Origin of the sequence: Streptomyces neyagawaensis (assembly GCF_023516595.1) — a bacterium.
GTDB lineage: Bacteria > Actinomycetota > Actinomycetes > Streptomycetales > Streptomycetaceae > Streptomyces > Streptomyces neyagawaensis.
In genome coordinates, this window is the sequence record NZ_JAMGBG010000110.1 from 1 (window position 1) to 15,100 (window position 15,100).

The window sequence follows — 15,100 nt, forward strand, 5'->3', positions numbered from 1 at the left end:
GCCTCCCGCCTCGGCGGTGACGAGTTCGCGGCCCTCATCGTGGGGGACGGCTCCCGTGACCGGGCCGCGAGGGAACAGCACATCTTCGAGCTGGCCGACCGACTGCGGCTCACCCTGTCCCAGCCCTACTCCATCGACGGCAACGATGTGCGGGTGGCCGCCTCCATCGGCGTCGCCTTCGCCGAGCCCGGCCTCGGAGCGGGCGACCTGCTGCGCAACGCCGACCTCGCCATGTACCGCGCCAAGGCGTCCGGCAAGGGCCGCGTCGAGCTGTACCAGCCGCAGATGCAGCAGGACGTGGTCCGCAAGGCCGAGCTGGCCACCCGGCTGCGGGCCGCGCTGCACGACGGCGAGTTCATGCTGCTGAACCAGCCCGTGGTGGAGCTGGACACCGGCCGCATCGCCTCGGTGGCGACCGCGGCCCGCTGGCGCTCGTCCCAGGGAGTGCTGTTCACCCCGGCCGAATTCCTACGGGTCTCCGAGGACAGCGACAAGACCGCCGAGCTGGGCCGATGGATGCTGGAGCAGGCCGTCGAGCAGGCCGCCGGCCGTCTCAACAATGGCCTGAACGTGCCGGTCTCCGTCCGTATGGGTGCCCGGCGACTGCTGGACCGCTCCCTGCCCCCCGGCTCCCTCGAGACACTGCTGACCCGGCATGGGCTGCCCTCCGGCTCCCTGGTGATCGAGCTGTCCGACACGGACCAGCTGAAGGGCTCCCTGGACGATCTGGAACGCCGGCTGAAGCAGCTGAGGCGCCTCGGCGTCCGGATCGCCCTGGACGGCTTCGGCAGCGGCCACGGCGCCATCACGGCACTGCGCCGCCTCCCCGTCGACGTACTGAAGCTGGACCGCGGTCTCGTCGAAGGAGTCGTGGAGTCTCCCCGGCTCCACACGATCACCGGCGGACTGCTGCGCATCGCGGGCGACCTGGGGCTCCAGACCGTGGCCGAGGGAGTGGATCTGCCCGAGCAGGTCATCGCCCTGCGCACGATGGGCTGTACACACGGCCAGGGTGCCGCTTTCTCCGGACCGCTGGACGAATACCGGCTGCGCCGGGCACTGTCCTTGGGCCACTACCCCGTGCCCTCCGGACCGGCCGAGCCCGCGTTCGCGGGCGGTGGGGCAGGGGTGTACACAAGTGGTGTCCCCGCTGTTTACGGAGGCGGCAGTGCCCTTCGCTCACATAATGAGACTCCTGTCCCACCCACTTGACACACGGTGCGCGCCGGGGGGAGGGTCAGTGCCATGCGCACCCGAATTCTCGTACTTGGAAAGCGCGTCGGCTGAAGCTGGGACCGACCGGAGGACGATCCGGAATCCCCAGCGACCGTACCCGGCGCGCTCCCCTCGCTTGCCTCATGGCAAGGAGGGGTTTTTTGTTGCACGGGCACCAGTCAGCGCAAGCCGCACACCGCACGAACTTCGCAAAAAACCCTCAGCATCGAGAAGAGAATGCCGATGACCGAGCAGGCCTCCGGGGCCCACCATCCGCAGCCGCGGCCCCGATCCGGAGGACAGTCCGCCCCCGTCGAACACGTCACGGGCGCGCAGTCCCTCATCCGCTCTCTCGAGGAGGTCGGGGCCGACACGGTGTTCGGCATTCCCGGCGGCACCATCCTGCCGGCGTACGACCCGATGATGGACTCCAAGCGAGTGCGTCACGTGCTGGTCCGCCACGAGCAGGGCGCCGGTCACGCGGCCACCGGTTACGCACAGGCCACCGGCAAGGTCGGGGTGTGCATGGCGACGTCCGGGCCGGGTGCCACCAACCTCGTCACCCCGATCGCTGACGCGCACATGGACTCGGTGCCGCTGGTCGCGATCACCGGACAGGTCGTCTCCAAGGCGATCGGCACGGACGCCTTCCAGGAGGCGGACATCGTCGGCATCACCATGCCGATCACCAAGCACAGCTTCCTCGTCACCAAGGCCGAGGACATCCCGCGCGCCATCGCCCAGGCCTTCCACATCGCCTCCACCGGCCGCCCCGGTCCGGTCCTGGTCGACATCCCCAAGGACATCCTGCAGGCGCGGACGACCTTCAGCTGGCCGCCGGTCATGGACCTGCCCGGCTACCGCCCGGTGACCAAGCCGCACGCCAAACAGATCCGTGAGGCCGCCAAGCTGATCGCCGCCGCCAAGCGGCCGGTCCTGTACGTCGGCGGCGGTGTCATCAAGGCCGGCGCGACCGCCGAGCTGAAGGTGCTCGCCGAGCTGACCGGCGCGCCCGTCACCACCACGCTGATGGCGCTCGGCGCGTTCCCCGACAGCCACCCGCAGCACCTGGGCATGCCCGGCATGCACGGCTCCGTGGCCGCCGTCACCGGACTGCAGAAGGCCGACCTGATCGTCGCCCTCGGCGCCCGCTTCGACGACCGCGTCACCGGCAAGCTGGACAGCTTCGCCCCGTACGCCAAGATCGTCCACGCGGACATCGACCCGGCCGAGATCGGCAAGAACCGCGCCGCCGACGTGCCGATCGTCGGTGACGCCCGCGAGGTCATCGCCGACCTGATCCAGGCCGTCCAGAAGGAGCACAGCGAGGGCAACCAGGGCGACTACAGCGCCTGGTGGAAGGACCTGAGCCGCTGGCGCGAGACCTACCCGCTGGGCTACGACCAGCCCTCCGACGGCTCGCTCTCCCCGCAGCAGGTCATCGAGCGTATCGGCCGGCTCGCTCCCGAGGGGACGATCTTCACGGCGGGCGTCGGCCAGCACCAGATGTGGGCCGCCCACTTCATCCAGTACGAGAAGCCCGCCACCTGGCTGAACTCCGGCGGCGCCGGAACGATGGGCTACGCCGTCCCGGCGGCCATGGGCGCCAAGGCCGGCGCGCCCGACCGGACCGTCTGGGCGATCGACGGCGACGGCTGCTTCCAGATGACCAACCAGGAGCTCACCACCTGCGCCCTGAACGGCATCCCGATCAAGGTCGCGGTCATCAACAACGGCGCCCTCGGCATGGTCCGCCAGTGGCAGACGCTGTTCTACAACCAGCGCTACTCCAACACGGTGCTCCACTCGGGCCCGGACGACGTCAACCCGAAGGCCCGCGGCACCCGCGTCCCCGACTTCGTGAAGCTGTCGGAGGCCATGGGCTGCTACGCCATCCGCTGCGAGTCCCCGGACGACCTCGACAAGGTCATCGAGGAGGCGAACTCGATCAACGACCGCCCGGTCGTCATCGACTTCATCGTCCACGAGGACGCGATGGTGTGGCCGATGGTCGCCGCCGGCACGTCCAACGACGAGATCATGGCCGCCCGGGACGTCCGCCCCGACTTCGGCGACAACGAAGACGACTGAGAGCCGTAGGTAAAGGAAGCAGACCATGTCCAAGCACACGCTCTCCGTCCTGGTGGAGAACACCCCCGGCATCCTGGCCCGGATCGCCGCCCTGTTCTCCCGTCGCGGCTTCAACATCGACTCCCTCGCGGTCGGTGTCACCGAGCACCCCGAGATCTCCCGCATCACCATCGTGGTGAACGTGATCGAGGAACTGCCGCTGGAGCAGGTGACCAAGCAGCTCAACAAGCTCGTCAACGTGCTGAAGATCGTCGAGCTGGAGCCGGCCTCCGCCGTCCAGCGCGAACTCGTTCTGGTGAAGGTGCGCGCCGACAACGAGACGCGCTCCCAGATCGTCGAGATCGTCCAGCTGTTCCGCGCCAAGACCGTCGACGTCTCCCCGGAGGCCGTCACCATCGAGGCCACCGGGTCCAGCGACAAGCTGTCCGCGATGCTGAAGATGCTGGAGCCGTTCGGCATCAAGGAGCTGGTCCAGTCCGGCACCATCGCGATCGGCCGCGGCGCCCGTTCGATCACCGACCGGTCGCTGCGCGCTCTGGACCGGTCGGCCTGACGGTTTGAACGCCTCGCCAGGCGCCGTACGCCTGGTGGACGATTGCCTGACCCACGGCACGGGCGGCCGGTGACACGCCGTCCGCCCGTATGCCGAGACCCCGAGACTTCCCTTCGCCCCGCCGTCATACGGTGGGAAGCAACACCTGCACTCAAGGAGAGAACCCAAAGTGGCCGAGCTGTTCTACGACGCTGACGCCGACCTGTCCATCATCCAGGGCCGCAAGGTCGCGGTCATCGGTTACGGCAGCCAGGGCCACGCCCACGCCCTGTCGCTGCGCGACTCGGGTGCCGACGTCCGCGTGGGTCTGCACGAGGGCTCGAAGTCCAAGGCGAAGGCCGAGGAGCAGGGCCTGCGCGTGGTGAGCCCGTCGGAGGCCGCCGCCGAGGCCGACGTCATCATGATCCTCGTCCCGGACCCGATCCAGGCCCAGGTCTACGAGGAGCACATCGCCCCGAACCTGAACGACGGCGACGCCCTGTTCTTCGGCCACGGCCTGAACATCCGCTACGGCTTCATCAAGCCCCCGGCCGGCGTGGACGTCTGCATGGTCGCCCCCAAGGGCCCGGGCCACCTGGTCCGCCGCCAGTACGAGGAGGGCCGCGGCGTTCCCTGCATCGCCGCCGTCGAGCAGGACGCCACCGGCAACGCCTTCGCGCTGGCCCTGTCGTACGCCAAGGGCATCGGCGGCACCCGCGCCGGCGTCATCAAGACCACCTTCACCGAGGAGACCGAGACCGACCTGTTCGGTGAGCAGGCCGTCCTCTGTGGTGGTACCGCGGCGCTGGTCAAGGCGGGCTTCGAGACGCTGACCGAGGCCGGCTACCAGCCGGAGATCGCGTACTTCGAGTGCCTGCACGAGCTGAAGCTGATCGTCGACCTCATGTACGAGGGCGGCCTGGAGAAGATGCGCTGGTCGATCTCCGAGACCGCCGAGTGGGGCGACTACGTCACCGGCCCGCGGATCATCACCGACGCCACCAAGGCCGAGATGAAGAAGGTCCTCGCCGAGATCCAGGACGGCACCTTCGCCCAGGCCTGGATGGACGAGTACCACGGCGGTCTGAAGAAGTACAACGAGTACAAGACCCAGGACTCGGAGCACCTGCTGGAGACCACCGGCAAGGAGCTGCGCAAGCTGATGAGCTGGGTCAACGACGAAGAGGCCTGATCCGATGGGGCCGGCCGCGGAGGGTTCACCCGGAGCCGCGGCCGGCCTCTTCTCACGTCCGGGTGACCTTTCCGCGGTGGCGTGGGACGACGCCTTCGGCGCCACTACACTGCTGCACTACATACGCGTCAGGCCCACAGCGTCGTGCGTCTTCCACGCGGCCACCACCCTCCACCGCCTGCGGCCGTCGGGACGGCCGTCCGCAGCATTGGACTTGTGAGGACTCACGTGAGCTCGAAACCAGTCGTACTGATCGCTGAAGAGCTGTCGCCCGCCACCGTCGACGCGCTGGGCCCGGACTTCGAGATCCGGCACACCAACGGGGCGGACCGAGCCGAACTGCTCCCGGCCATCGCCGATGTCGACGCCATCCTCATCCGCTCGGCCACCAAGGTCGACGCCGAGGCGATCGCCGCCGCCAAGAAGCTGAAGGTCGTCGCGCGAGCCGGTGTCGGCCTGGACAACGTGGACGTCTCCGCCGCCACCAAGGCCGGCGTGATGGTCGTCAACGCCCCCACCTCGAACATCGTGACCGCCGCCGAGCTGGCCTGCGGTCTGCTCCTCGCCACCGCCCGCCACATCCCGCAGGCGAACACGGCGCTGAAGAACGGCGAGTGGAAGCGCAGCAAGTACACGGGCGTGGAGCTCGCCGAGAAGACCCTCGGTGTGGTCGGCCTCGGCCGTATCGGCGCGCTCGTCGCGCAGCGCATGTCCGCGTTCGGCATGAAGGTCGTCGCCTACGACCCGTACGTGCAGCCGGCGCGCGCCGCGCAGATGGGTGTGAAGGTCCTGTCGCTGGACGAGCTGCTGGAGGTCTCCGACTTCATCACCGTCCACCTGCCGAAGACCCCCGAGACGGTCGGCCTGATCGGCGCCGAGGCGCTGCACAAGGTCAAGCCGTCGGTGCGCATCGTGAACGCCGCACGTGGCGGGATCGTCGACGAGGCCGCGCTGTACTCGGCGCTCAAGGAGGGCCGCGTCGCCGGCGCCGGTCTCGACGTGTACGCCAAGGAGCCGTGCACCGACTCCCCGCTGTTCGAGCTGGACGAGGTCGTCTGCACCCCGCACCTCGGCGCCTCCACCGACGAGGCGCAGGAGAAGGCCGGTATCGCCGTCGCCCGCTCCGTGCGTCTCGCCCTCGCCGGCGAGCTGGTCCCGGACGCGGTGAACGTGCAGGGCGGTGTCATCGCCGAGGACGTCAAGCCGGGCCTGCCGCTGGCCGAGCGCCTCGGCCGTATCTTCACCGCGCTGGCCGGTGAGGTCGCGGTCCGTCTGGACGTCGAGGTGTACGGCGAGATCACCCAGCACGATGTGAAGGTGCTGGAGCTGTCCGCGCTGAAGGGCGTCTTCGAGGACGTCGTCGACGACACGGTGTCGTACGTGAACGCGCCGCTGTTCGCGCAGGAGCGGGGCGTCGAGGTACGGCTGACGACCAGCTCCGAGTCGCCGGACCACCGCAATGTCGTCACCGTGCGGGGCACACTCGGCAGCGGCGAGGAGGTCTCGGTGTCCGGCACCCTGGCCGGCCCGAAGCACCACCAGAAGATCGTGGCCGTCGGCGAGTACGACGTGGACCTGGCGCTCGCGGACCACATGGTCGTCCTGCGGTACGTGGACCGTCCCGGTGTCGTCGGCACCGTCGGCCGGATCTTCGGCGAGCACGGCATCAACATCGCCGGCATGCAGGTCGCCCGCTCCGCCGCCGGTGGCGAGGCCCTCGCGGTCCTCACCGTCGACGACACGGTGTCGCAGAGCGTGCTCTCCGAGGTCGCCGAGGAGATCGGCGCGACCTCGGCGCGCTCGGTGAACCTCGCCTGAGCCGAACCTCGTCCGAGTTTCTCGCGGTGCGCGGCCGGGGCCCGGCCACCTTCGGGTGGTCGGGCCCCGGCCCTTCTCATGTCCGCGCGGGGTCGGCGGCGTCCTGCCCGATCGCGCTGTCGTCCCCGGCGGCCGCGGGGTCTTCCCCGGCGGTGTCGGGGACCGGCTCGTGGTCCCTGGCCCGTACGCCTCGCAGGGTGACCGCCGCCAGCGCCGCGGCTCCCAGCAGGACGGCGGCCCCCGCGACCGCCGCGCCCTGCATACCGGTGGTGAAGGCGGCGCGGGCCGCGGCCGCGAGGGCGTCGCCCGTGGCACCGGGCAGCTGCTCGGCGACGGCTAGCGCGCCCCCGAGGGTCTCGCGGGCCGGAGCGGGCGCCGACGCGGGGATCTCGTGGTGGTAGACGGCGGTGCCGACGGAGCCGAGGACGGCCATACCGAGGGCGCCGCCGAACTCCTGCCCGGTCTCCAGGAGGGACGAGGCCGAACCGGCCCGCTCGACGGGGGCGGCGCCGAGCGCCAGGTCGGTCATCTGGGACATCACCGTCACGATGCCGGCGGCGAGCACACCGGCCCCGGCCAGCACCAGCCACAGGTCGTCCGGTCCGGCGCCGGCGAGGAGACCGTAGCCGCACGCGGCGGTCGTGAAGCCCGCCGCCACCACGTACGCCCGGTTCACGCCCCGCTGCACGAGAGCCGTGGCGACCGGCGCGGCGACCCCGACGAGCAGGGAGGGCAACAGCCCCCACAGCGCGGCCTCCAGTGCGCTCTTGCCGAGGACGGACTGGAGGTACTGGGTGGTGAAGTACGCCGAGCCCATCATGCCGAAGGCCGCGAGGAGGTTGAGGGCGACCGCCGGGGTGAAGCCGGGGCCGCGGAACAGGGCGGGGGAGATCATCGGGGACGGCGTCGTGCGCTGGCGGTGGACGAAGAGGGCCGCGAAGAGGAGGCCGACGGTCAGGCTGACCACGTATCGGACGTTCCAGCCCTCGGAGGGGATCTCCTTGAGGCCGTAGACGACCGGCAGGACCGCCGCCATCGACAGCGGGACACTGAGCAGGTCGAAGCGGCCGGGCCGGGGCTCCCTCCACTCGGGCAGGAGCACCGGGCCGAGCAGCAGGAGCAGAGCCATCGCGGGCAGGTTGACCAGGAAGACCGAGCCCCACCAGAAGAACTCGACGAGGACCCCGCTCAGCACGGATCCGAGTGCGACGCCCGCCGTCATCACACCGGACCAGATGCCGATGGCCGTGGCCCGCTGGCCGGGGTCGGTGAACATCGTGCGGGTCAGGGCCATCGTCGACGGCATGAGGGTGGCGCCGCCGATGCCGAGGACGGCACGTGCCGCGATCAGGGTCTCGGCGCTGTCGGCGTATGCGGCGACCAGCGAGGCCGCGCCGAACGCCGCCGCGCCGATCAGCAGGAGCCGGCGGCGGCCGATGCGGTCGCCCAGCGAGCCCATCGTCATCAGCAGCCCGGCGAGTACGAACGCGTAGATGTCGAAGATCCACAGCTGTTGGGTGCCGCTCGGCTCCAGGTCGGCGCTGATCTCCGGCACCGCGAAGTACAGGACGGACACGTCCATCGAGACCAGCAGCAGCGGCAGCATCAGGACGCAGAGGGCGGTCCATTCACGGCGGCCGGCCCGCCGGGGCGCGGCCGGGGAGATCCGGGGATTCGTCGTCATGGGAGGGACTGTACGAGTGTTTTATACGCTCGTCTAGTACAAACGTTTAGAACGTCTGTTTAAAACACTCGTCCCAAACGGCCGAACCAAACGCGCGTATGGGACGGCCGTATGAGGGCGCGGCTACGCTGAGGCGCATGGGACACCGTGAGGATCTGCTGGAAGGCGCCAAGCGCTGCCTGCTGGCCAAGGGCTTCGTGCGGACGACGGCACGCGACATCGTCAAGGAGTCGGGGACGAACCTGGCGTCGATCGGCTACCACTACGGCTCGAAGGACGCGTTGCTCGCACAGGCGTATGTATCGCTGGTCGGCGACGTCTCCGTGGCCTTCGACGAGGGGGAGCGCGCGCCGAGCGGCACCGAGCCCGGTTCGGTCGACCGGTTCCGGGAGGTGTGGGCGAACGTCATCGACACCATGCGGGAGCCGGGCTCGATGTGGCGGCTCAGCATGGAGATCATCGTCATGGGCGACCAGCTGCCCGAGGTCCGCGACCATCTCGCGCTGGCGCAGCGCGAGGCGGGGCGCGGTCTGATCCCGATGCTGATGGGCGGCCGGGAGGAGGACGTCACGGAGAAGGACGTCGACACCCTCGGAAAGCTGCTGGTGACGCTGATGACGGGGCTGATCGCCCAGTGGACCTTCGACCCGCCGAGCGCCCCTGAGGCCGACGAGCTCGCCGAGGGGCTCCTGCGGATCATCGCGGCGACGCGGGGCGAGTGACTACGCCGGCACGAGCCGGCCCCCGCGCATCTCGACCGCCCGGTCCGCGAAGTGCCGTACAACTGCGCGGTCGTGACAGATGAACAGATAGGCGAGTCCCAGGTCGTCCTGGAGGTCGGCGAGGAGGTTCAGGACACCGGCCCGGACGGACGGGTCGAGGGCGGAGACCGGTTCGTCGAGGACGAGCAGCCGGGGCTCGGAGGCCAGGGCGCGGGCGATGCCGGCGCGCTGGCACTGGCCGCCGGACAGCTCGTGCGGGAAGCGGTCGCCGTAGGCCGGGTCGAGACCGACGCGGTCGAGGAGCGCGGCGACCCGCGCGGGGCCCGTCGCGTCCCACCGGCCCTGGACGCGCAGGGGCTCCGCGACCGAGTCCCGGACACGATGGCGGGGGCTGAGCGAGCCGTACGGGTCCTGGAAGACCGGCTGCATCCGGGGCCGCAGCGGACGCAGTTCGCGCTCGGTGAGCGTCGTCAGCTCCCGGCCCTCGAAACGGACCCGGCCGCCGTCGGGGCGGCGCAGCTGGAGCACGGCGGCCACGGTGGAGGACTTGCCGCAGCCGGAGGGGCCGTTCAGGGCGAGGGTCTCGCCCGCGTCCACGGTGAAGGAGACATGGTCGACGGCGGTGACCGTGCCGTAGCGGACGACCAGGTCGCGTACGTCGAGCAGGGCGGTGGGCTGGTTCACGCGGGCCGCTCCAAGAACAACTCGGTCGCCGGGTACGGCACTTCGTCCCAGCGGTGGCAGGACACCTCATGGCCGTCGCCGACCGTCCAGGGGCCGGGCTCCTCGCGGTGGCAGCGGTCCTCGACGAGCGGGCAGCGGGGCGCGAAGGCGCAGCCGGGCGGCAGCGCGTCGGGCGCGGGCGGCGAGCCGGGGATGGCGGGCAGCCGGCGGAGCCGGCCGGAACCCCCGCGCCGCGGAGCGCCGCCCACGGGGCCGTCCGCGCCGTCCGCCGGGCCGTCCTCCGGTGGCAGCGAGGCCAGCAGCCCCGCCGTGTACGGGGCACGCGGGCGGTCCAGTACCCGGTGCGTCGGGCCCTGTTCGACCTGGCGGCCGGCGTACATGACCAGGACGCGGTCGGTGTGGTCGCGGACCACGCCCAGGTCGTGTGTGACCAGCACGAGCGCGGCGCCGACCGCCTCGCGCTGCTCGCCGAGGACCCGCAGCACCTGGTCCTGGAGCTCCGCGTCGAGCGCGGTGGTGGGCTCGTCGGCGACGACGACGTCCGGTTCGTTGATCGTCGCCATGGCGATCACGGCTCGCTGCCGCATCCCGCCGGAGTACTCGTGGGGGTACGCCCGCGCCCTGCGCGTGGCGTCGGGGATGCCGACCCGGTCGAGGGCGGCGACCGCCCGGGCCCGGGCCTGTGAGCGGGAGACGCCCGCCACCGACCGTACGGCCGCGGCGAGTTGGTCGCCGACGGGGTGCACGGGGGACAGGGCGGACAGGGCGTCCTGGGGGACGAGGGCGATGCGGCGGCCGCGCAGGGCGGCGAGGGCCGGGCGGGTGGCGCCCACGAGCTCGGCGTACGACCCCGGCTCGTCCCGCAGCCGTACGCTCCCGCTCGTCGTCGTGCCGCGCGGCAGCATGCCCAGCAGGGCCCGCGCGGTGAGGGACTTGCCCGCGCCGGACTCGCCGACCAGGGCGAGGACCTCGCGGGGGCGGACATCGAAGGAGAGCCCGCGGACGACCTCCAGGGCGCCGAAGGCGACCCTCAGGTCACGCACCGAGAGCAGGGCGTCGGGCGCGGCCGGCGCGACGGGCACCCTCGGTGCGGGCTGTGCGGGCTGTGCGGGCTGTGCGGGCTGTGCGGGCTGTGCGGGCTGTGCGGGCTGTGCGGGCTGTGCGGGCTGTGCGGGCTGTGCGGGCTGTGCGGGCTGTGCGGGCTGTGTCGGCGGTGTGAGCTGTGCAGGTCGTGCGTGCAGTGCAGGAGGTACGGAGGGCGACAGGGGCGTCCGAGGGTTGGGGCGCGGGCCGGGCGTGGGGCCTGCGAGGGGTGCGTCAGGCATGTCGGGCTCCTGCCAGGGTCTCGTCGTTGCCGTCCCGGTCGTCCCGGTCGTCCGTGGGGGCCTGCGGGTACCGGGGGCGGTTCGTCTCGTTCGTCCGGCGCCGGTCGGCCCTCCGGCTCCCGCGCCGTCGCGCCCGCCCCTGTGTGTACGCCGCTCCCGACACCGCGAGGCCCGCCAGCAGGGCCAGGGCGACCGCCGGGGCGAGGGCCGCCCATGGGGCGCGTTCCACGTAGGCGCGGGACTCGTCGAGCAGCAGACCCCACTCGGGGGTGGGCGGCTGGGCGCCCAGGCCGAGGAAGCCGAGCGAGGCGAGGGCGAGGGCGATGCCGGGGAGGCGGAGTATCGCGTGCCGGGTGACCGGGGCGGCCACCGAGGGCAGGACATGCCGGGTGAGGATCCACCACGGGTCGGCCCCGATGGCTCGTTGGGCGGTGAGGAACGTGGACGCCCGAACTTCCTGGACCAGGGCCGCCGCGTGCGCGGCCAACGGGGGCCAGGAGATCAGGGCCACGGCGAGGGCCGCGCCCCGTGTGCCGGGGCCCGCCGCGGCGGCGACCAGGATGCCGGCGATCACCGGGGGCAGTGCGTTGGCGATGTCGGACGCGCCCTCGGCCACGCGGGGCAGGAAACCGAGCGCCAGCGCGGCGAGCAGGCTCAGGGCGCAGACCGCCGCCGCTGTGCCGACGGTGGAGGCGGCGCCGTGGCCGAGGCGGGCCAGGACGTCCCGGCCGAGCCCGTCCGTGCCGAGCGGGTGCGTCCAGGACGGCGGCAGCAGCCGGGCGGTGGTGTCCACGGCGTACGGGTCCCGCAGCAGCCCCCAGCCGATCGTGACCAGGAGGAGCACCGCGAGGGTCAGCGGCACCGCCGGGTGGGTGCGGACCGGGCGGGCGGCGGGGAGGGTGAGGCCCGCGTCGCGCAGGGCGGGGCCGAGGAGCCGGCGCCGGGCGAGGGCGGCGAGGGCGCCCGCGACCAGGCCCAGCGCGAGGAGCGCGAGGATCGAGCCCTGGAGGAGGGGGAGGTCCTGGGACTTGGCCGCGCCGAGGGCCGTACGGCCGATCCCGGGCACCGCGAACACCGTCTCCACGGCGACCGCGCCGCCGGTCAGCCCGACGGCGGCCATGCCGAACTGGGGGACCAGCGGCGGCAGGACGCGCCGCAGCGCCGCCGCCGAGACCCGCGCCCGGCTGACACCCGCGCCCCGCCACAGCTCCACCCAGCGTTCGTCGAGCACGGCGGGCAGCGCGTCCGCGACCAGTCGGCCGAGCAGACCGCCCGCCGGGACACCGAGGGCGATCGCGGGCAGGACCAGGTATTCGGGGCCCGCCCAGCCGGAGGTCGGCAGCAGGCCCAGCCCCACCCCGCACACCAGCAGTGCCACCGTGGCCAGCAGGAACTCGGGGACGGCGGCGAGCATCGCGGCGAACGCGCCGGCCGTCCCCCGGCCCCGTAGAAGCACCGGGGCGACCAGCGCGCCGGCCAGCAGCACGGCGACGGCGAAGGCGGCGCCCATGAGGCCGAGGGAGACCTGGAGGCCGGAGACCACGGAGGGGAGCACGTCGGTGCCGGACACCCAGGACGTGCCGAGGTCGCCGCGCAGCAGCCCGGACGCCCACCGGCCGAGCAGGGACAGGGGGCCGGCGTCCAGGCCCAGGTCGTCGCGGATCGCGGCCAGCGCCTCGGGGGTCGCCTCCTGTTCGGCGGACCGGGCGCGCAGCACGGTCAGCGCCGGGTCCCGGCCGGAGAGCCAGGGCAGCAGGCCCACGGCGGCCAGGACGGCGAGCAGGCACACGAAGCGGGTCAGCCCCGCGGGGCCGACCGACTTCCTTACGGTTTCCCTCACTTGACGTAGGTGGCGGCGGTGACCAGCTCGCGTTCACGCGGGTCGTGCGCCGCGCCCACGACACCGGCCGCGTCGCCCTGGATGACGCGCTCGTGGAGCATCGGCACGGCTGCGTCGGTGCCGAGGACGGCGGCCTCGGCCTCGATGACGGCCTTGCGGCGGGCGTCACCGGCGGCGGTCTCGGACGCCTCCCTCAGGGCGGCGTCGACCTTGTCGTCCGCCAGCTGGGCGATGTTGAAGGAGCCGTCGGAGGCGAAGTCGCTGTAGAGGTAGGCGGCCGGGTCGCCGGAGTCGAGGACGGTCGCCCGGGAGAGGATGAACGCGTCGAACTCGCCCGCCAGCGCGTCGGATTCGATGTTGGCGTACTCGCGGACGTCGAGCTTCACCTTGAACCCGGCCTTCTGGAACTGCTGCTGGAGGGTGGCGGCGACCTCGGGCAGTTCGGCGCGGTCGGTGAAGGTGCCGATGGTGATCGACTTCCCGGACGGGTCACCGGCCTTGACACGCTTCACTGTCGACCGCAGTTCGGCGGCCCAGGGCAGCGCGGGCCCCAGCAGCCCCTCGGCCACGTCGGCGCGTCCCTCGTAGACACCCTTGACGATCGACTCGGCGTCGATCGCCTCGCGGGCGGCGGCGCGCAGCGAGGCGTCCTTGAAGACGCCCTTCTCGGTGTTCAGGTAGAGGGTGTTGGTGCGCGGCATGGGGACCTCGGTGATCAGGTCCTGGTCGAGCACGGCGGCCTGCGAGACGGGGATCGCCTCGACGATGTCGGCCTCGCCGGTGCGCAGGGCGGCGGCGCGGGCGGTGCCGTCCGGTACGAACGTCACGTCGATGCCGGGTGCCTTGGCCTTGTCGCCCCAGTAGTCGTCGTAGCGGTCGAGGGCGGCGGAGGAGGTGCCGTTGACCTTGGTCAGTTCGAAGGGGCCGGTGCCCGCGCCGACCGGGTTCACCGTCTTCCCCTTGTACGCCTTCGCGGCGAGGATCGACAGCTGGGGCGAGCTGAGGCGCTGGGGGACCAGGGGGTCCTCCACGGCGGTGGTGACGGTGACGGTGTCGCCGTCGGCCTTCGCGGTCAGCTCCACGCCGTCGAGGATGCGGGGCTTGGGGGAGGCCGTGGCCGCGCGGGTGAGGGAGTTGACGACCGCGTCACCGGTGAGCTTCGTGCCGTCGTGGAAGGTCACGCCCTCCCGGATCGTGAACGTCCAGCTCTTGCCCGACCGCTTCCACTCGGTGGCGAGCGCGGGCCGCGCGTCGCCCTCCGGGTCCAGCTTCACCAGGGTCTCGGCGGTCGACCAGCGCGACAGCTTGAACGCGTCGTCGGACAGCGGCGACAGGCCCGAACGGGGCGGCAGCATGTGCGCGACCCGGATCCGCCTGCCCTCGCCGTCGGCGGCCCCGTCGGCCCCCGTCGACGCGAAGCAGCCCGTGAGCAGGGCGGAGGCCGCGGTGACCGCGGTCAGGGGGACAAGACGGACGGGGACGCGCACGGGACACTCCGAGTAAAGGCGTGGTCAAAGGTTGAACGCGCCAAGACCGTAGCATGATGACAATCATTTTCAGAAGCGTGCTTTCGCGCCACCGCCATGACTACTTCGCGAGCAGCTCATGGAGGAGGGCCATCACGATCACCCCCACGCCGATGGCCACCCCCAGGCCGGGGTGGTGGAACGCTACGTACGTGGTGAGGCGCCCACGCCCAGCAGGACGAGCATGCGGGTGCTGATCTGGTCCATTCCGTCCTCCTGGCGGTCGACTGGTCCTGCTGGTCAGCTTCGACGGCGTCGAGGGGGCGTGAACGAACCCTGATGAACACTCACAACCTTCCACAGCCGATGACAGAACGGGCCGACGGGCGCATCATGGGCCGTGAACGACGTCTGACAATCTCTGACACTGCGGGGGAGTTGCCCGATGCCGCGATGGAAGGCGCCCGACCTGCCGGACGGCCCTCTGCGCGAGTTGAACCGGGCGCTCCACGGGCTCCACGGCCGCGCGGG

The 15,100-nt window shown here is 71.8% G+C and carries 11 protein-coding genes; 6 read left to right on the top strand and 5 right to left on the bottom strand.

Annotated features, from left to right (window positions below; translation table 11 throughout):
- From M8J73_RS34060 to serA, 5 genes are all read left to right on the top strand, one after another.
- On the top strand, positions 1 to 1,212 hold a 1,212-nt coding region (locus M8J73_RS34060), incomplete at its 5' end, for a putative bifunctional diguanylate cyclase/phosphodiesterase (protein ID WP_249829466.1).
- Between the two features lie 246 nt (positions 1,213 to 1,458).
- Positions 1,459 to 3,306: an acetolactate synthase large subunit gene (locus tag M8J73_RS34065; protein WP_107423970.1), complete on the top strand. Its 1,848-nt coding sequence runs from the start codon at positions 1,459 to 1,461 to the stop codon at positions 3,304 to 3,306.
- Between the two features lie 25 nt (positions 3,307 to 3,331).
- The gene (gene ilvN / locus M8J73_RS34070) at positions 3,332 to 3,859 is read left to right on the top strand and encodes an acetolactate synthase small subunit (RefSeq protein ID WP_055538918.1); all 528 of its coding nucleotides are present in this window, start codon (positions 3,332 to 3,334) and stop codon (positions 3,857 to 3,859) included.
- Positions 3,860 to 4,028: 169 nt separating this feature from the next.
- Complete coding sequence (ilvC, locus tag M8J73_RS34075) at positions 4,029 to 5,030, top strand: ketol-acid reductoisomerase (RefSeq protein WP_055512707.1); 1,002 nt, start codon at positions 4,029 to 4,031, stop codon at positions 5,028 to 5,030.
- Positions 5,031 to 5,258: 228 nt separating this feature from the next.
- Positions 5,259 to 6,848 (top strand): phosphoglycerate dehydrogenase, encoded by a 1,590-nt coding sequence (gene serA / locus M8J73_RS34080; protein ID WP_055538917.1) that lies wholly within the window; start codon positions 5,259 to 5,261, stop codon positions 6,846 to 6,848.
- A 76-nt stretch (positions 6,849 to 6,924) separates the two neighbouring features.
- On the opposite strand, the gene M8J73_RS34085 is transcribed toward serA, so the two are convergent.
- A complete protein-coding gene (locus tag M8J73_RS34085; RefSeq protein ID WP_055538916.1) occupies positions 6,925 to 8,532 on the bottom strand; it encodes an MFS transporter in 1,608 nt (535 codons plus the stop codon).
- A gap of 137 nt (positions 8,533 to 8,669) precedes the next feature.
- Here M8J73_RS34085 and M8J73_RS34090 point away from each other — a divergent pair, with 137 nt between their 5' ends.
- Positions 8,670 to 9,254: a TetR/AcrR family transcriptional regulator gene (locus M8J73_RS34090; RefSeq protein ID WP_055538915.1), complete on the top strand. Its 585-nt coding sequence runs from the start codon at positions 8,670 to 8,672 to the stop codon at positions 9,252 to 9,254.
- Here the strand turns inward: M8J73_RS34090 and M8J73_RS34095 are convergent, their stop codons facing one another.
- From M8J73_RS34095 to M8J73_RS34110, 4 genes are all read right to left on the bottom strand, one after another.
- Entirely contained in the window at positions 9,255 to 9,938 is a 684-nt protein-coding gene (locus M8J73_RS34095; RefSeq protein WP_055538914.1) for an ATP-binding cassette domain-containing protein, read from the bottom strand.
- On the bottom strand, positions 9,935 to 11,020 hold the full coding sequence (locus tag M8J73_RS34100; RefSeq protein ID WP_249829467.1) for an ABC transporter ATP-binding protein: 1,086 nt from the start codon (positions 11,018 to 11,020) through the stop codon (positions 9,935 to 9,937). The genes M8J73_RS34095 and M8J73_RS34100 overlap by 4 nt, the downstream gene beginning before the upstream one ends.
- Positions 11,021 to 11,255: 235 nt before the next feature.
- On the bottom strand, positions 11,256 to 13,103 hold the full coding sequence (locus M8J73_RS34105) for an ABC transporter permease subunit (protein ID WP_249829468.1): 1,848 nt from the start codon (positions 13,101 to 13,103) through the stop codon (positions 11,256 to 11,258).
- Positions 13,100 to 14,590, bottom strand: a complete 1,491-nt coding sequence (locus tag M8J73_RS34110; protein ID WP_055539519.1) for an ABC transporter substrate-binding protein — start codon at positions 14,588 to 14,590, stop codon at positions 13,100 to 13,102. The genes M8J73_RS34105 and M8J73_RS34110 overlap by 4 nt, the downstream gene beginning before the upstream one ends.
- Between the last annotated feature and the right edge of the window lie 510 nt (positions 14,591 to 15,100).